The organism is Leucobacter sp. 7(1) (genome assembly GCF_900163635.1).
In the GTDB taxonomy this organism is placed as follows: Bacteria; Actinomycetota; Actinomycetes; order Actinomycetales; family Microbacteriaceae; genus Leucobacter.
Window position 1 is genome coordinate 13,368 of sequence record NZ_FUID01000056.1, and the last position, 17,549, is coordinate 30,916.

15 protein-coding genes are annotated in these 17,549 nt (G+C 67.0%); 11 read left to right on the top strand and 4 right to left on the bottom strand.

Annotation, left to right across the window (positions count from 1 at the left end):
- Nucleotides 1-74: 74 nt before the first annotated feature.
- The 3 genes from argH to FM113_RS18475 all read left to right on the top strand — a co-directional run bounded on the left by argH (nt 75) and on the right by FM113_RS18475 (nt 4,830).
- Nucleotides 75-1,517, top strand: coding sequence for an argininosuccinate lyase (gene argH / locus FM113_RS10645; RefSeq protein ID WP_087014495.1), 1,443 nt, complete (start codon nt 75-77; stop codon nt 1,515-1,517).
- Between the two features lie 382 nt (nt 1,518-1,899).
- Complete coding sequence (locus tag FM113_RS10650; RefSeq protein WP_087014497.1) at nt 1,900-4,563, top strand: fibronectin type III domain-containing protein; 2,664 nt, start codon at nt 1,900-1,902, stop codon at nt 4,561-4,563.
- A gap of 135 nt (nt 4,564-4,698) precedes the next feature.
- The gene (locus FM113_RS18475) at nt 4,699-4,830 is read left to right on the top strand and encodes a hypothetical protein (RefSeq protein WP_254908966.1); all 132 of its coding nucleotides are present in this window, start codon (nt 4,699-4,701) and stop codon (nt 4,828-4,830) included.
- Nucleotides 4,831-4,854: 24 nt separating this feature from the next.
- Here the strand turns inward: FM113_RS18475 and FM113_RS10655 are convergent, their stop codons facing one another.
- Both FM113_RS10655 and FM113_RS10660 read right to left on the bottom strand, forming a co-directional pair.
- Nucleotides 4,855-6,210, bottom strand: coding sequence for an FtsX-like permease family protein (locus FM113_RS10655; protein WP_087014499.1), 1,356 nt, complete (start codon nt 6,208-6,210; stop codon nt 4,855-4,857).
- On the bottom strand, nt 6,207-6,917 hold the full coding sequence (locus tag FM113_RS10660) for an ABC transporter ATP-binding protein (protein WP_087014501.1): 711 nt from the start codon (nt 6,915-6,917) through the stop codon (nt 6,207-6,209). The genes FM113_RS10655 and FM113_RS10660 overlap by 4 nt, the downstream gene beginning before the upstream one ends.
- A 147-nt stretch (nt 6,918-7,064) precedes the next feature.
- On the opposite strand from FM113_RS10660, the gene tyrS reads away from it, so the two are divergent.
- The 3 genes from tyrS (at nt 7,065) to FM113_RS10675 (ending at nt 10,795) form a co-directional block, all read left to right on the top strand.
- Nucleotides 7,065-8,387, top strand: coding sequence for a tyrosine--tRNA ligase (tyrS, locus tag FM113_RS10665; protein WP_087014519.1), 1,323 nt, complete (start codon nt 7,065-7,067; stop codon nt 8,385-8,387).
- Nucleotides 8,388-8,574: 187 nt separating this feature from the next.
- On the top strand, nt 8,575-9,768 hold the full coding sequence (locus FM113_RS10670; protein ID WP_087014503.1) for a dipeptidase: 1,194 nt from the start codon (nt 8,575-8,577) through the stop codon (nt 9,766-9,768).
- Nucleotides 9,769-9,991: 223 nt separating this feature from the next.
- Nucleotides 9,992-10,795: a nitrilase-related carbon-nitrogen hydrolase gene (locus FM113_RS10675; protein WP_087014505.1), complete on the top strand. Its 804-nt coding sequence runs from the start codon at nt 9,992-9,994 to the stop codon at nt 10,793-10,795.
- Here the strand turns inward: FM113_RS10675 and FM113_RS10680 are convergent.
- Nucleotides 10,777-11,769, bottom strand: coding sequence for an Lrp/AsnC family transcriptional regulator (locus tag FM113_RS10680; RefSeq protein WP_087014507.1), 993 nt, complete (start codon nt 11,767-11,769; stop codon nt 10,777-10,779). The genes FM113_RS10675 and FM113_RS10680 overlap by 19 nt on opposite strands.
- A 184-nt stretch (nt 11,770-11,953) precedes the next feature.
- Here FM113_RS10680 and FM113_RS18165 point away from each other — a divergent pair, with 184 nt between their 5' ends.
- From FM113_RS18165 to FM113_RS10690, 3 genes are read left to right on the top strand one after another with little or no spacing between them, the layout of a single operon-like run.
- Nucleotides 11,954-12,124 (top strand): hypothetical protein, encoded by a 171-nt coding sequence (locus tag FM113_RS18165; RefSeq protein ID WP_176387178.1) that lies wholly within the window; start codon nt 11,954-11,956, stop codon nt 12,122-12,124.
- Nucleotides 12,121-13,593, top strand: a complete 1,473-nt coding sequence (locus tag FM113_RS10685; protein ID WP_087014510.1) for a cytosine permease — start codon at nt 12,121-12,123, stop codon at nt 13,591-13,593. Before FM113_RS18165 ends, FM113_RS10685 begins: the two co-directional genes overlap by 4 nt.
- A 6-nt stretch (nt 13,594-13,599) precedes the next feature.
- Nucleotides 13,600-14,727: an alcohol dehydrogenase catalytic domain-containing protein gene (locus tag FM113_RS10690; RefSeq protein ID WP_087014512.1), complete on the top strand. Its 1,128-nt coding sequence runs from the start codon at nt 13,600-13,602 to the stop codon at nt 14,725-14,727.
- Between the two features lie 106 nt (nt 14,728-14,833).
- Here FM113_RS10690 and FM113_RS10695 read toward each other — a convergent pair whose 3' ends face one another.
- Nucleotides 14,834-15,415, bottom strand: coding sequence for a helix-turn-helix domain-containing protein (locus tag FM113_RS10695; protein ID WP_087014514.1), 582 nt, complete (start codon nt 15,413-15,415; stop codon nt 14,834-14,836).
- Between the two features lie 146 nt (nt 15,416-15,561).
- Here FM113_RS10695 and speB point away from each other — a divergent pair, with 146 nt between their 5' ends.
- Together speB and FM113_RS10705 are read left to right on the top strand one after the other, a co-directional pair.
- Nucleotides 15,562-16,509 (top strand): agmatinase, encoded by a 948-nt coding sequence (gene speB, locus FM113_RS10700; RefSeq protein ID WP_087014515.1) that lies wholly within the window; start codon nt 15,562-15,564, stop codon nt 16,507-16,509.
- A 102-nt stretch (nt 16,510-16,611) separates the two neighbouring features.
- Complete coding sequence (locus FM113_RS10705; protein ID WP_087014517.1) at nt 16,612-17,337, top strand: cyclase family protein; 726 nt, start codon at nt 16,612-16,614, stop codon at nt 17,335-17,337.
- Nucleotides 17,338-17,549 lie beyond the last annotated feature (212 nt).

Consider the following 17,549-nt stretch of genomic DNA (forward strand, 5'->3'; position numbering starts at 1 on the left):
CCCACACAGCGGGTGCGCGCACCGCGCACCCGCGAACACACACGACGACTGAGCGAAGAGCGAGTAAGGACGACATGAGCACCGAGAACACGACCCCCGCAGCAGAGGCGGGCAACCGCGCGGCCGAGGCCGGATCGCTGTGGGGTGGCCGATTCGCCAGTGGCCCGTCACCGGCGCTTGCCGCGCTCTCGAAGTCGACGCAGTTCGACTGGGTGCTTGCTCCCTACGACATCCTCGGTTCGAAGGCGCACGCGACCGCGCTCGCCGCAGCCGGCTACCTCACCGAGCAGGAACTCGCTGACATGCGCGCGGGCCTCGACGAGCTCGCCGCGCGCGTCGCGGACGGCCGTGCCGTGGCTGCCGAGGAGGACGAGGACGTGCACTCGGCGCTCGAGCGCTTGCTCATCGAGATCGTTGGCGTGCAGCTCGGCGGCAAGCTCCGCGCGGGCCGCAGCCGCAACGATCAGATCGCGACGCTTGTGCGCCTCTACCTGCTCGACCACACCGCCGTGATCCGGGGCATGCTGCTGGATCTGCTTGACGCGATCACGGAGCAGGCGCTGCGTCACCCGGACGCGATCCTGCCGGGCCGCACGCACCTGCAGCACGCGCAGCCGGTACTGCTCGCGCACCAGCTCGCGGCGCACGCCTGGCCCATCGTGCGGGATCTCGAGCGCCTGCGTGACTGGTCTGTGCGCGCAAGCGCCTCGCCCTACGGTGGGGGCGCGCTTGCCGGTTCCTCGCTCGGGCTCGATCCGCGCCTCGTCGCCGCCGAGCTGGGCCTGGGCGATCCGCTGGAGAACTCGATCGACGGCACCGCGGCCCGCGACGTTGTCGCCGAGTTCGCTTTTATTTGCGCGCAGATCGGGATCGACCTGTCCCGCCTGAGCGAAGAGATCATCATCTGGAACACTAAGGAATTCGGCTTCGTGCGCCTGCACGACGGCTACTCCACGGGATCCTCGATCATGCCGCAGAAGAAGAACCCGGACATCGCGGAGCTGGCGCGCGGTAAGTCCGGCCGCCTGATCGGCAACCTGACAGGCCTGCTCGCCACGCTGAAGGCGATGCCCCTCGCGTATAACCGCGATCTGCAGGAAGACAAGGAGCCGATCTTCGACTCGGTGTCCCAGCTTGAGGTCCTGCTGCCGGCGTTCGCCGGGATGATCGCGACGATGACGCTGAACACGGAGCGCATGGCCGAGCTCGCACCCCAGGGCTTCTCGCTCGCAACGGATGTCGCCGAGTGGCTCGTGAAGCAGGGCGTGATCTTCCGCGACGCGCACGAGATCTCCGGTGAGCTCGTGCGGTACTGCGAGGAGCGCGGGATCGAGCTGCACGAGCCGAGCGACGCCGAGCTCGCGGCGGTCTCGCCTCACCTCAGCCCGGCGGTTCGTGAGGTCCTCACCATCGAGGGATCCGTGAACTCTCGCGTGGGGGTCGGCGGCACCGCTCGCGTTCGCGTCGACGAGCAGCTCGCACGCCTCGTGGAGCGCACGGCCGAGTTCCGCGCCTAGCCCCGGGGCCCGGGCTTGGGCCCCGGGGCCTGGGCCCTGGACCCGCCCGCGCCGACACCGAAGGGTGAGTTTTGGGGGCTTCCTCGCGAGGAAGCCCCCAAAACTCACCCTTCGATGCGTCTGCGGCGCGCGGGCGCGGGTCGAGCACAATCGCCATGCCGAGCAGCGGGAATACGAGCACGCCGGCGAGGATCTGCGCCGGCTGCACTCAACATGCCGGCCGAGCCGCACGCGTCGGCCGTTCATTCGTTGGACACCTGCAGGCCAGCCCGCAGCCGCGTGTGGGCTGCGGCGTGGTCACTTCAAGTTGCTGGGATAGTTCAGGCCCGTTCCCTCTGGGTGGGCCGCACGAACCTGCGCACGATCGACCCAAAGGAATGCAATGTCCCAGTCAACCCCCGCGGTGCGCGCGAGAAGGGGCGGGATCGCCCTCGCTCTTGCCGCTCTGCTCGGTGGCAGCCTGCTCATCCCGACCGCGGCGTACGCGGACCCGACCCTCCCGGAGGTGCCCACAGCTCCGCTGGTGAGCACGGGTACCTCATGGCAGTACCTCGATGACAACACCGACCCGGCGCGCGGGGACGCAAACGTGCGCGCTTGGGTAGCGCCCGGCTTCGACGACTCGAGCTGGAAGACCGCCCCGGGCGGATTCGGCGTCAAGAAGAACGAGCTCGCGGCGGTCGGCCCGCACATGCCCGCCACCAAGCTGGGGCACTACATCGACGGGTCGAAGGCACCCACAATCCCCACCTACTTCTTCCGCACGACGTTCGACCTCGCGGCTGGCGTTGCCGAACAGGTCGCCTCGCTCAGCAGCACCGTGATCTACGACGACGCACTGGTCGTGTGGGTCAACGGCACGAAGGTCGCGAGTTACGAGGATCAGCGGATCACGGAGACTACGAACCTCGAGTACGCGGGGAACAGCAACGGTGACCCGCTCACGAGCACGTTCTCCGCGAGCGGCGAGCTGCTCGAGGACGGCACGAACACAATTGCCGTGGCGCTCTACCAGGATCGCGAAAGCTCCTCCGATGCATACTTCGACATGAGCTCGCTGACGCTGACTCCCGCGGGCCAGCCGGGCCAGGTCGTCGAGGCCCCGCCGACGCGGGTGATCCTCACCCCGACCGAGGATCCCACGACCTCGCAGGCGTTCTCCTGGCTGGCTGGTGACGCCTCACACGACCTCGGCCAGGTCGAAATCGGGCTCGCGACCGGCGGGGAAGTTCGCACGGTCGACGCCTATTCGGCGGGCGTTGTGAATGGCAACCCGAACCAGCACTTCTCAGCGACGGTCGACGGGCTGAACCCCGCGACAGCGTACCGATACCGTGTGGGGCTGCCTGGCAGCTGGAGCGAGTGGATCGAGTTCTCGACCGCGGATCCCAGCGCGACGGACTTCCAGTTCGTCTACTACGGTGACGCACAGATCGGGCTCGACACCACGTGGCCAGAGGTTGTGCGCCAGGCCGAGGAGCGGGCGCCCGGATCGATCGGATCAGTGCACGCGGGTGACCTCATCAACACCGGCAGCAACGAAACCGAGTGGCTGAACTGGTTCAAGGGCATGAAGAACTCCGCAGCGACGACCAACGTCATGGCGGCGCCCGGCAACCACGAGTACTCAGGCGACAAACTGCTCTCCTCATGGAAGGCAAACTTCGAGTACCCGCTGAACCAGCCGAAGCTCGAAACCATCGGTGCGCTCGCCGACCTGGCAAAGGGCGACACCGACGAGGCGCGGCAGTACGCTGCCTACTTCGCTCACTGGAGCGAGTTCGCGGCGGAGACCGTCTACTACACGGACTATCAGGGCGTGCGTTTCATTACTCTGAACGCGACGCGTGACACCACCTTCCTGACGCCGAACGGACTGCCCGCATGCTCGGGCGAGGCGTGCCCGTCGAAGCAGGTCGCGGATCTGTGGACGCAGTACCAGGCGGCCTGGCTCGACTTCATCTTGGCCGAGAGCCCCTCGAAGTGGAACGTCGTCACCTTCCACCAGCCCGTTTTCTCGACCTCAGCTGGGCGCGACGAGCCGGTGCTCCGCAAGCACTGGGTGCCGGTGTTCGAGAAGCACAACATCGATCTGGTGCTCATGGGCCACGACCACACCTACGCCCGCGGGTTTGTGAACGCCAACGCCACCGATGTTCCCGGAGTCACTTCCGGCCCCGTCTACGCAGTATCGAACTCGGGTGCGAAGCACTACGATCTCGCGTCCGAGGCCAACAACGTGTGGACGAACAACGGCGCCACCCAGGTGCTTCGCGGGGAGGGCGTCACGACCTACCAGGTGATCGACGTCAGCGGAGATCAGCTCGTGTATCGCTCCTACCTCGCGGAGAAGACCGCGAACTCGACAACGGACAAGGCCGTTGGGGATCTGTACGACGAATTCACAGTGACGAAGTACTCCTCGGGTGCGAAGTACGTCACCGAGGCGGGGATGGAGATCCCCGCCGGCCCAGCCCTCCAGGTTGATGCCGGATCGGTCGCCGCGGGCGACAAGGTCGCGCTCTCGGGATCCGGATTCGTTGCGGATTCGCAGCTGACTGTTGAGCTGCGCTCCGACCCGGTCGTGCTGGGCGAGGCGGCGGTCGCGGCCGACGGCACCTTCGCGGCCGAGTTCACGGTGCCCGCCACGACTCCCGTCGGGGAGCACAGCCTCGTTGCGATCATGCCGAACGGGGCAGAGATCGTCACACCGCTGACGGTGACGCCTGCTGACGATGGTGGGACCGACGGCGGGACCGACGGTGGCACCGATGGTGGGACCGATGGTGGGACCGATGGTGGGACCGATGGTGGCACCGATGGTGGGACCGATGGTGGCACGGACGGTGGCACCGATACTCCTCCCGGCGGCAACGGCGGCAACGGCGGTACCGGGAACCAGACCGGATCCGGCACTCACGTAAGCCCGGCGCTCGCCACCACCGGCGGTAGCACCCTGCCATTTGTGGCCGGGGGAGCGCTGCTCCTCATGGCTGGTGCCGTCCTGTTGATGGTTCGCCGCCGCGCGGTGAACAGTCAGGAGTAGCTGCCCTCACCAAGACCGCAACGGTCCCTGACCGCGCATCGTCCGGTCGTCCCGGCATTGATCCCGGGGCGACCGGACTTCTGGTTTCTGAAGATGACGGGGAAGCGACGCGGATTGTTTCGGGGGGTCGGGATCGTGTCAGAGCGGGACGTGATCTACGGCATTGGGAAACAAGGGGCCGCGCTCGAGATCCGCCAGGAGTACGGGATTGAAGAGCTGGCTGACAACATCAGGTTTGACTCAATCGTGAACCGGCACGCGGACTGAGCGCCCTTCGACGTGTGGCCGCCGTTATTCCGCGGCGCGGGGCGCGCTCGCGGCGACAGTGTGGAGCAGCGGGCGCGTGGCGAGCAGGGTGAGGAGCACGATCCCGATCCCGGCGGCGACGGATCCGAGGATCACGGCAAGCGACAGCGGGGCGAGCACGATCGCCATGCCGAGCAGCGGGAACACGAGCACGCCAGCGAGGATCGCGGATCCGAGGGACGCGAGCAGCAAGGGCAGCAGCGTGGCCTTGCGCCGCGCGGCGTCCTGCATCGCCAGCGGGGCACCCATCACGTCAATGGAGCGGATGACCTCGGCGCGGTCGAGGATCTGCGCGGCCTGATTGACGCCCACCGAGCAGGCCACCATGATGAACGAGCCGATCACGGTGATGATGATTCCCGTCGCGATATCGCCGACGGGAAAGGCCTCGCCGGCCTCCGCGCCGCTGGTGTCGCCCGGGTCCACCGCGGCGAGGAGCGCGACGCCGGAACCGGCAAACACCGCGACGAAACTCGACATCGCGACGCCTGACACTTGCCGCCAGGCCGCCCGCGGGGCCTCGAGGATCTGACGTGCGGCGAGGAGATCGGCAGGCTGTTGGGCGCGCCGCGCCTTCGCACGGCCGAACACGCCGAGCAGCCACGCTCCGATGAGGTCGAGCGCTAGGAGCGCGATGCCAAACGCGAAGCCCATCGCCCCGATCATCGCGACGATGCCGCCGATGGAGCCGAAGCCGTTCAGTGCGCTCACAATTCCGGCAGCAACCGCGATCGCGAGTACTGCGAAGATCGCCTGCACCCACGGCAGCTTTGGGGCCTGCTGCTTCAGGGCGACGCCAAGCGGAGAGATGATGACGCGTCGCAGGCTCAGCACTGCGCTGACGGCCGCGATCGCGGTCACTCCGAGCACCACGAGGAGGGCGTGCAGCGGCGGCAGGGCCACCCCGGCGGCACCGAGAGGCTCACCCCGGAACTGGATCAGTCCGACGAGCGGCGCGGCGGCGTAGGCCAGAACGACCCCCACGAGCGCACCGCCGAACGCGAGGGTCGCGGCCTCGATGACGGCGAGCAACGCTGTCGAGCGTGCGGGCATGCCGAGCAAACGGAGTACGGCGAGTCTGTCGTCCCGCCGCCGCGCCGACAAACGGGCGGCGGCGTGGCCAAGTGAGAGCAACGGAATGACCAAAAGCACGAGCGCGATCACTGCGCAGATCCAGTACAGCGGAGCGAGTTCGTCGGTATACAACCAGAACGTTTGCGCGCCGCCGATCACGGTCGCGAGGAGGAGGGTCACGCTCGCGAAGGCGATCACTGGGAGGATGAGCGCGGCCGAACCCTGGCGGCTTGGCCGCGAGAGCAGCGGGAGGACGCGGGCGATCATCGCCCGGCCCCTGCCGGATCCGCGGCCCCCGGCGCCCAGGAATCAGCGACGATGCGACCGTCGCTCATCGTGACGATGCGGGCGCACCGGGCGGCCACCTCGGCGTCGTGGGTGACAACAACAAGGCTGCGCCCCTGGCCAACAGTCGACCCGAGGAGCGCGTCCATGACTTCGCGGGAGGTCGTGGAATCGAGCGCGCCGGTCGGTTCGTCGGCGAAGGTGAGGCCCGCGCCGGTGATCTGGGAGCGGGCGATCGCCACCCGCTGCGCCTGCCCGCCCGAGAGCTGGCCGATCCGGCGCTCTTCCATGCCGCCCAGACCGAGCGCCGCAAGCCACTGCGCGGCGGGCGTGAGGGCGTCACGCTTTGACACCCCGGTGAGCATGAGTGCGAGCGCCACGTTTTCGACCGCGGTGAGCTCCGGGATGAGGAGCCCCTGCTGAAAGACGAAGCCGAAGTGTTCGCGGCGGAGCCGACTGCGCTCCACGTCGGACAGCTGCGAGATCACGGCCCCGGAATAGCCGACGGTGCCTGCCTGCGGCACGGTGATCCCGGCGAGGGTATGCAGCAACGTGGTCTTGCCGGATCCCGACGCACCCATGATCGCGGTCGACGATCCGGTGAAGAGATCGAGGGAGACCCCGTCGAGGGCGCGCGTGGAGCCGTAGTGTTGGCTGAGGCTGGTGGCGCGAAGCAGTAATTCGGACATGGCTCAAGTCTTCGCTGGCGGGCCCAGCGGCGGATCGGTCCGCGGTGCTGGGGGCTGGTACCTGAGTGCCCTCCGCGGATGGTGCCCGGGTACGAGGCCGAAGCTGAGCTGACCCTCGCGCACCGCACACCGCCGAACCCGGGTACGATGGCAGGCGTGTCTGAAACGAATGCTCGCACCCAGATCCTGGCAACCCAGCGCAACGACGACAGCTTCTCCACTCTGTGGGAAGAGCTCGAGTGGCGTGGGCTGATCCACGTCTCGACGGACGCTACGGCGCTGTCTGAACTGATCGAGGGCGAGCCGTTTGCGTATTACTGCGGCTTCGATCCGACGGCCCCCAGCTTGCACCTCGGCCACCTGGTCCAGCTGCTGCTCATGCGCCGACTCCAGCTGAAGGGGCACCTGCCGCTCGGCCTCGTCGGTGGATCCACCGGTCTGATCGGCGACCCGCGTCCCACCTCGGAGCGCACACTGAACTCCCGCGAGACTGTAGCGCAGTGGGTCGATTCGCTGCGCGAACAGATCTCCCGCTACCTCAGCTTCGAGGGCGACAACGCGGCCCGCTTCGTGAACAACCTGGACTGGACGGCGCCGCTCAGCGCGATCGACTTCCTGCGCGAGATCGGCAAGCATTTCCGCGTCGGCACGATGATCAAGAAGGACATCGTCGCGAAGCGCCTCAACTCGGACGAGGGCATCAGCTACACGGAGTTCAGCTACCAGATCCTGCAGGGGCTCGACTTTCTGGAACTGTACCGCCAGTACGGGTGCAAGCTGCAGTCGGGTGGCAGCGATCAGTGGGGCAACCTCACGAGCGGCACCGAGCTGATCCGCAAGGCTGAGGGTGGCACCGCGCACGCGATCGGCACCCCGCTCATCACGAACTCGGACGGCACCAAGTTCGGCAAGAGCGAGGGCAACGCCATTTGGCTCAACCCGGAGATGTGCTCCCCGTACACCTTCTACCAGTTCTGGCTCAACCAGGCAGATGCTGACGTGGCGGATCGCCTGCGCGTCTTCACGTTCCTGTCCCGCGAGGAAATCGCAGACTACGAGCGCCAGATCGCAGAGGAACCCTTCAAGCGCGCCGCTCAGAAGCGTCTCGCGGTGGAGGTCACCTCTCTGGTCCACGGGGCCGAAGCGACGCAGGGCGCGATCGATGCGTCTGAAGCGCTCTTTGGTCGCGGCGATCTCAGCGTGCTCGACGAGCTGACGCTCGCGGGTGCAATCGAAGCGCTGCCGCAGGCTTCGGGTGCCGCGGGCTCCGCGATCGCGCAGCTTATGGTCGACACGGAGCTTGTGAAGAGTTTGGGTGAGGCCCGTCGCGCCATTGCGCAGGGCGGCGTCTACGTGAACAACGTTGCGGTCACCGCGGAAGACCAGGCGCTCACCACCGACGATCTGTTGCACGGCAAGTTCGCCGTGCTGCGGCGCGGCAAGAAGACGCTCGCGGGCATCACCGCGTAACTCGCGCCGCACGTAACACGCAGGGCCGGATCCCGGGGACGGGGTTTGGCCCTGTCGCGTTTCACGGCACCCGTGAGCCAGGCGCTTGGCGAGATCCTCCACACCGCAGCCCTGATCGAACGGTCCGCTGAACGGGAGTTCACAACCGGCGCAGCCAGCGTCGTCCGGACTGATAGCTTCGGCAACTATGAGCACACGCCCCCAGCGCCGGTGGCTGCGACGCAGCATCCTCGGCGTAGTCATTCTTTTGGTTCTCGCCGCCGTGGCGTTTTTCGTCTTCGCCCCCGGCATTGTGGAGCGGAGTATGAACGAGGTGACGGGTGACCCGATCCCAGAGGTCTCCGCCGAAGCACGTGAGTTGCATACTGAGCTCGCGGTCGTGGACATGCACTCGGACACGCTGATGTGGGACCGCTCACTGAACGCGCGGGCGGATCGCGGGCACGTCGATCTGCCGCGATTGCAGGACGGCAATGTTGCGTTGCAGGTGTTCTCCTCGGTCTCGAAGTCCCCGAAGGGGCAGAACTATGAGTCCAACACGGACGAGACCGACAACATCACCCTGCTGAGCGTCGCGCAGCTCCAGCCGCCGAAGACGTGGACCTCGCTGCTTGAGCGATCCCGCTTCCACGCGCAGAAACTGCACGCTGATGCGGACGCATCGGGCGGGGCGCTGCGGGCTATCGAAACGCGCGAGGATCTTGCCCAGCTGCTCGCGGATCGGGAGGCAGGCGACCCGGTGGTCGGCGGGATGTTCTCGGCCGAGGGCCTGCAGAACCTCGAGGGAGACCTCGGCAACCTCGACGTGCTCTTTGCCGATGGCATGCGGATGGCGGGGCTGACGCACTTCTTCGATAACGACCTTGCCGGGTCCATGCACGGGGTCGAGCAGGGCGGGCTCACCCCGCTGGGGCGAGAAGCCATCGCGAAGATGGAGGATCTCGGTATCGCGGTGGACCTTGCGCACGCGAGCCACGAGACGGTGGGCGACATCCTGGAGATGGCGACGAAGCCGGTCGTGTCAAGCCACGGTGGTGTGCAGGCAACCTGCGATGTGAATCGCAACCTGACCGACGCGGAGATCCGGGGCATCGCCGCCACCGGCGGGGTCGTCGGAATCGGGTACTGGGACGCCGCCGTGTGCGAGCTCACCCCGGCCGCTGTTGTCGACGCGATCGAGCACGTCATCGAGGTGGGTGGGATCGAGACCGCCGCGCTCGGCAGCGACTATGACGGGTCGACCGAGGTCGCGTGGGATACCAGCGAGCTTGCGATCATCACGCAGGAGCTGCTGGATCGCGGACGGACACCCACGGAGATCCGCGCGATCATGGGCGGGAACACCCTCCGAGTGCTCGCCGAAACGCTTCCCGCGGCATAGTCAACGAAACTGCGCAAACGTCCGGGATCGGTCCGAGCGCGCAGCCTCCTCGCGACAATTCCTGGCGAACCGTGTTCAGTCGGGCCACGGTCGCACGGAACGAGCGCGGCCCGGCTGGCCGAGGACGCACTACCTGAACCCTGCCCGCGCACACCGGGCTAGGATCGGGGCAATGCGGCGCATTCGCGCCCGTGTTCGCTGAGCATCCCCGGAGGATCGCGTCATGAAGATCGCCCTGCTGCAAGCCGCCGCCACCCCGCTCGATCCGGAGGCGAACCTCGCCGCGCTGCGCGAAGCTGCGGCGACGGCCCAGGCTGCGGGGGCCGAGCTGATCCTCACCCCCGAACTGTTTCTCAGCGGCTACGCACCACGCGAGCTCGCTTCCTGGTTGACGCCGGAGCGGGTTACGGGGATTCCCGATGCGGCCGCCGAGATCGCACGGGACACGGGGATCGCGATCGCCGCGAGCTTCCCGCTCGCCCGCGCCGACGGAACGTTTGCGATCGCCGCTGAGCTGTGGGATGCCAGTGGTGCGTCGGTCCTGCGCTACGAAAAGGTGCACCTTTGGGGCGATCTGGAACCGCTCGCGTTCACTCCGAGCACCGCGGCACCCGCCGTCGCGGCGTGGAACGGGCGCAGTGTCGGATTCCAGATCTGCTACGACATCGAATTCCCGGAGCCCGCCCGCGCCCTCGCCGCCGGCGGCGTCGACCTGCTGCTCGTGCCGACCGCGATCGACGGACACTCCGCGTACGTGCCGGAACTCCTGGTCCGGGCGCGCGCCGCGGAGAACGCCCTCGTGGTGGCCTACGCGGATCACGCGGGCCAGGCCGAGCCGAGCGCGGATCCGGCAGCAGATTTCACGGGGCTGAGCACAGTTGCGGGCCGTGAAGGCCGGGTGCTGGCCGTCGCCGGCCGCACTGCAGAACTCCTGTGTGCCGAGCTACCGGACGTCACACCGATCGCCGCGGGGGAGGCGAACTACCTGCGCGACCGCCGCCCGGACGTCTACGCCAGCTGGGGCTGAGGCGCCGAACGCACAGCGCCACCCGACCGCGGACTCGCGATAATCCGGTCGCCCTCGCCGTACTGCTCCTTGAGGATCCGGAGATTCGCCCACGACTCGATCCGGGCGATCTCCGGGAAGGAACGGAGCCGGTCCGCGAGCGCGAGCACGTCGTCGTTGCGTTCCCCAGAGAGCGTGGCGATCAGATCGTAGCCACCGACGGCGACCGCGAGGAACTCGGGGTCAAGCTCGCGAACACGTGCGAGGGCCTCTGCGACGGGCCCGGTGACCTGGATCCCGACCCCCAGCGTGGGAGCTTCCGGGAGGTTGCCACGCACCGGGATGCCGACAACCTTCACCGCGCCGCGATCCATCAGTCGCTTCAGGCGGAGCCGGGCCCCGCTGGGGGAGACACCCGCCGCATCCCCGAGCTCCCGGAACGACGCGCGCCCATCCTGCTGCAGATGCTGCACGATGGCGCGGTCCGCGTCGTCGACCTCGAGCCCGACCCCGCCCGTGCGGATCGGGGAGTAGAGGTTGATCTCGATGCTCTCGTACAGGTGCATGCGGATCTCCCGGACGTGGGGGAGTGATCGAATGTGGTCGACGGTTTTTTGCAGGTGTGGATCTGCGCCGACGCGAATTTCGGCGTCGATCGCGTAGTTTCCGCTGATCTCAGCGACAAACGTGGTCTCGGGGAGCGCGATGAGTGCTGCGCGCGCGGCGGCGATGGGGCCGTCGACCGCAATTTGGAGGTAGGCGAAGCGTTCGTGTCCGAGCAGGTCCGGACTGATGGACACGGTGATCCGGAGTAGGCCTTGATCCAGCGCGGTCTGGACGATCTGCGTCACCTGCCGTCGGGTGGTGCCGTGCTTCTCGGCGATCCGTGCGTAGCTTGCTCGGCCATCGTCGCGGAGTTCCGTGAGGACCCGCGATCGGAGCTCATCCGGGCTCGCGGGTTGTGGCCGAGGCGCACCAAACTCTTCAGATCCCATAGTGCAATTGTGCACGAGTTTGGGTGATTATGTGGAAATCAGTCCCCGTTGGGCGGATAGCGGTTCGGTTGTGCAGAATACGGCGTTTTGGGCTGCTCGGATGATTGTTTCCTATGAGTTCTCTGCATATGCTTGCTCGCACATGCCCCGTAGTGACGCGGGAATAACAGGAGGTCAGACCCAGATGTCTGAAGACACATTGCTTGAACAGGAACTTGAACGTCGGCTCGCGATTATCGAGGCCGAGGAACTTGAAGACCCCGTCCACGCCGCACTGAGCGGACGAAGCCTCGCGCTGTTCCTCGCCGTGGCTGCCGGAATCGTGGTTGTCGCCGTGATCGGTGTGGCCCTGTGAGCGGGCGGTCAGAGCGTGCGGGTGGCGCGGTCGACGCAGAAGTTACCAAGGAGGCAACCTACGGCTCGCTTCCATTACTGAAGAGCGAACGAACCTGGAGCGCCGGCGATTTCAGCTGGGTCACCCTGAGCCTCGCGATCGCGACCTGGGCCTTCCTGACTGGAGGATCCACAGTCCTGCTTGTCGGCTTTACTGACGGAATTGCCGCAATGCTGATCGGCAACAGCATCGGCCTCGCCATCATGGCGCTCGGGAGCGTGGTGCTGAGTCAGCGCCTCGGCGTGGAGCAGTACCGTGCACTGAAGTCGGTGTTCGGCATCGTCGGCGTTGGGATCGTCGTGTTTGTCGTGGTGCTGCTGACCGAGATGGGCTGGTCCTCGCTGCTCGGCGTGATGTTCGGGCGCGCGTTCAGCGAGATCTCGAACCAGGCCTTTGGGACCGAGTTCGATCAGTTCGGGCCGCTTGTCACTGTGTTCGCGCTGCTTGCGATCTTCGTGGGCTGGATTATCCTCTCCCGTGGCCCGATCACGATCAGCAAGCTCAACCGATTCGTGGCACCCGGCCTGCTTGTTGTTGTCGCGCTGATGATGGTGCTGCTGATGTCGAACTACTCCTGGGGGGACCTGCTCGCCGCCGAGCCGATCGCGCCGTTCCCGGACGAGCAGCTCAACTTCATGATGGCCGTCGAGTTCAACCTGGGCGCCGGGCTGTCCTGGTGGCCCGTCATGGGCACGCTCTCGCGGCTCACCCGCGGACCGCGTGCCGCCCTGTGGCCTGCGTACGGCGGGATCTTCATCGGCACGGTTGTCGCCCAGCTTGTTGGCATGGCTGCGGGACTCATGTTTGGTGAGGCCGATCCGACGTCCTGGATGGTGCCGCTCGGTGGCCCAATCCTCGGGGTTCTCACACTCCTTTTTGTTGGCTTTGCGAACGTGACGAGTATGGCGTCGATCGCCTATTCGACCGTGCTGGCCGTGAAACAGTCGAGTGGCCGTGTGCTGTCCCGACTGCGCTGGCCTGTGCTTGCCGCGGCGTTCCTGGCGCTGCCCGCTGTGCTCAGTTTCTTCCCGGCGTTCATGTACGAGCAGTTCATGACCTTCGTGGTGATCAGCGGTGCGTTCATCGCGGCGCTCTGCGGTGTGATCATCGCCGACTACTTCATCCTGCGCCGTCAGGTCGTCCCACTCCGCGCGCTCTACGCGAGCGGAGCCGATGATCCGCTGCGCTTCACCGGTGGGGTGAACATTGCTGCGCTCGCCTCGGTAGCGATTGCGTCGGCCTTCTACCTCTGGGTCTACAACCCGATCACGCTTGAGACGCAGGCCATCTTTAGCTTTGCGACCGCCACGGTCCCTGCCGTGCTAATCGCGATGGTGTGTCACGTGATTCTCAGTCATCTGCTCTACGTGCGCCGTGGCCGCGGCGCGTATGGTCAGCCCGACCTTTTCGCGGCCGCTGGAAGGAAGTAAGGACCCATGACAGATCCCATCGAAGTGCGGGCGGCGGTGTACCGCGGCGACAACGGTGACCGTCTCACGATCGAGACCCTTCGCTTGCAGGAGCCTCAGCACGGCGAGGTACGCGTCCGTGTGCGCGCAGCCGGCGTGTGCGGCTCGGACCGGCACGTGATCGATGGGGAGTGGCACGTCCCGCTACCCGCAGTGATGGGGCATGAGGCTGCCGGGGTCGTCGAGGCCATTGGGGCTGGCGTGCGGGAACTCGAGATCGGTGATCACGTGATCATCGCCTGGCACCAGGCCTGCCAGCGCTGTGCGGAGTGCACGGGCGGCAAGCCGTGGGCCTGCACCCGGGTCCTGTCGAACGACTCGCTGCTGCCTGATGGCACAACGCGGTGGAGCACCACCGACGGGGTTGAGGCCTGGCCCTATCTCGCCGTTGGCGCGATGAGCGAGCGCATCGTGGTCCCTGATTTCGCAGCAATTCGGGTGGATGAACGCGTACCGTTCGACGTCGCGAGCCTCATCGGCTGCTCGGTCGGCACGGGCTATGGCGCCGTCGTGAACAACGCCCGCGTTGTGGCTGGCGAGTCCGCCGTTGTCGTGGGTGCCGGGGGTGTGGGGATGTCGATCATTGCCGCTCTGCGGCTCGCGGGGGCCTCCCCGATCATCGCGGTCGATGTCACCGAGGCGAAGCTTGAGGAAGCGATGCGCGCGGGTGCGACGCACGGACTGCTGGGTGGGCCGGATCTGGCGACGCAGGTCGCGGAACTCACCGGCGGTGGGGCCGACGCGGCCTTTGAAGCAATTGGGCGCGTGGCGACGATGGAGCAGCTGCCCGGCCTGATCCGGCCCGGCGGTCGCGCCGTGTTTGTGGGGTTGCCGCCCGAGGGGCAGGAACTCCGCATCGACGGGCTGCAGCTCGCTTACGACGGGAAGACGATCATCGGATCGAACTACGGCGGACTCGTCCCGGCGCGCGACTTCCCGCGCGTGGCCGACGCGTACCTCGCGGGGAAGCTCCCGCTCGACGAGATGATCAGTTCGCGTGTGCCGCTCGATGAGGTCAACGAGGCATTCGATGCGATGCGTCGCGGTGAGCGCACCCGCACCGTGATCGTGTTTGACGAGGATCCGGCGGCCTGACTGGCCGCCACGTAGATCCCGCGGTAGCGCGTCTGGCGGCGGATCCGGCGGCTGCATCCGCCGATCACGCCCGGGCCGACGCGGCCGCGGCACCGGGGCTGGCCGACTAGCTCGAGCCGCTCCACGCGGCGGGCACGAGAATCCACACAATCTCGGCGCCCGCCGCCCCCGCGCTCCAGGTGTGCGGGGTGATTCCGGGGAACGTCACCGTGTCCCCGGCCTCGAGTTGCGCCTGGCGGTCCGCGAAGCTGACGGTGACCTCCCCGGAGATCACGTGCAGGGACTCCACGGCGCAGCTCACTGTGTAGAGCTCATCGCCGCCGCTGCCGTGGGGCTCCACCGTGGACCGGAGTACCTGCACGCGCTCCTCCGCGCGCGGGGTGACGAGGCGTTCGTCGGCACCGACGCCGCCCATGTTGATGCGCGGTGCGGCCTCGAGCGTGACGTGCTGCACGTCCGGTTCCTCGAAGAGGGCCCCGACCGGGAGCGAGAGCGCGTGGCAGATCTGCACCAGTGTTGGCACGCTGGGCATGGTGTCATCGCGCTCAATCCGGCTGATGAATCCCTTAGTGAGGCCGGACGCCTGTGCGAGTTGTTCCAGGGTCAGGCCCTGGGCCACGCGGGAGGAGCGCAGCTTTGCGCCGATCCGGACGGTATCGGTGTCAGAGCTGAGGTGAATTGCGCGCACGCCGTGCCTTCCTGGGGTGTGGCCGCCGCGCGACATTGACCGCGCGGCGGCATCAGCCTATAGTGAAGTCAAGTTCACTGTTAGAACTCACTTGTTTACTCTCAGGCAACTTTACCCGAGAACTGACCCGAAAGGAACGTGGAAACGTGACGGATCACACTCCCCAGGGGCCGGTCGACGCCAGCCTGACCCCGCGCTACGCCGGCATCGCGACGTTCGCCAAGCTGCCGCGCATCGAGGACGTTCCCGCTGCGGACATCGCCGTCGTCGGTGTTCCCTTCGATACCGGCGTGAGCTTCCGCCCCGGCGCGCGCTTCGGGCCTTCGCACGTGCGTGAAGCTTCGCGCCTCCTGCGCCCGTACAACCCGGCGCAGGATGTCTCCCCGTTCAACGTGAAGCAGGTCGTCGACGCAGGCGACATCGTGGCGAACCCCTTCAACCTCGACGAGGCCGTCCAGCAGGTTGAGGACGCCGCGACCGAGCTTGGCGAGAAGGTCGACAAGATCGTCACCGTCGGCGGCGACCACACGATCGCCCTTCCGCTGCTGCGCGCCATCAACAAGAAGCACGGCCCGGTTGCCGTGCTCCACTTCGACGCGCACCTCGATACCTGGGACACGTACTTCGGTGCGCCCACGACGCACGGCACCCCGTTCCGCCGCGCATCGGAAGAAGGTCTCATCGATCTCACCGCCAGCATGCACGGCGGCACCCGCGGCCCGCTCTACGGCAAGCAGGACCTTGAGGACGACCAGAAGCTTGGCTTCCAGATCGTCACCTCGGAGTTCATCGAGGAGCACGGTATCCCCGCGGCGCTCGAGAAGATCCGCGCACGCGTGGGTGACAAGCCCCTCTACATCTCCATCGACATCGACGTGCTCGATCCCTCCCACGCGCCGGGCACCGGCACGCCGGAGGCCGGTGGCCTCACGAGCCGCGAGATGCTCCGCCTGATCCGCGGTCTTGCAGACCTGCACATCGTGGGTGCCGACGTTGTCGAGGTGGCACCCGCCTACGATCACGCGCAGATCACCGCAATCGCCGCGAGCCACGTCGTGTACGAGCTCGTCAGCGCGATGGCTGCGCGCGACTAATCCTCGCAGCGCCCACGGGGGCATGTTCCGGGAGACCGGGGCATGCCCCGTTGCCTTTTTTCGGGGGTGCGCGACGAGTAGCGGTTGTCGTAGCGTGGGGACATGTACGTCGTTGACCTGAGCATGCCCCTGCGCAGTGGCATGCCTGTCTACCCAGGGGACCCAGAGGTTTCGATTGCCGTGGCGCTCACTGTTCCCGAAGATGGAGTGGCCGTCACGGCGCTCTCGCTGGGTTCGCACAGCGGCACGCACCTGGATGCTCCCACCCATGTGATCCCGGGCGGACGGTCGCTCTCCGAGATCCCGCTCGAATGGCTTGTAGGTCCTGCCGTGATCCTGCGGGCTCCTGATGCGCGCGCGGACGATAGCCTCTGCGAGGACGACATCGCGGGCGGACTTCCGCAGACGCTCCCCACCATCGTGTGTGTGGCAACGGGGTGGGACCGTCTTGTCGGGAACGAACTGATGTACCGCAACCCATATCTTTCAGTTGAGCTCGCGGCCGAGCTCTGGGCGCGGGGTGCCCGCGTACTGGGAGTTGACATGTTCAGCCCTGACCGGACGATGCCCGCCGATCGGGTGGTCCCTGACCTGCCTGGGGGTAACGCCGAAAGCGCGGGTGGCTCCTGCCTGGCGAATACCGAGATCCCGGTACACCAGTACTGGTTGAGCCGAGGGGGAGTGATCGTCGAAAACCTTGTCGGCCTTGAGCGCGTGCCCGACAAGGTTGGACTCTCCCTCCTTCCGATCGCTATCGCCGAAGGCGACGGTGCCCCGATCCGCGCCGTCGCAATCCTGCCCGCGCCTGAGCCGGGCCCCGAGAAATAGCCCGCGCCCCGAGCGTGCCGCCCTCGCGGGGCAGGTCCACTGTGTCGGCCTCGCGTAGCTGCGCGAGCGCCGAACACGACGCCTTTTATCTAGAGTGAGCCGTTCTGCTGCCTATTTGGCTCGTGCCAGCGAATTGCCCTCGGTTTCGGTGCCCGGGGGCAGGGTGCGCGGTGCCCGGAGGTGGGGGCGCGCCCGGGATGTGGGGTGTGGGG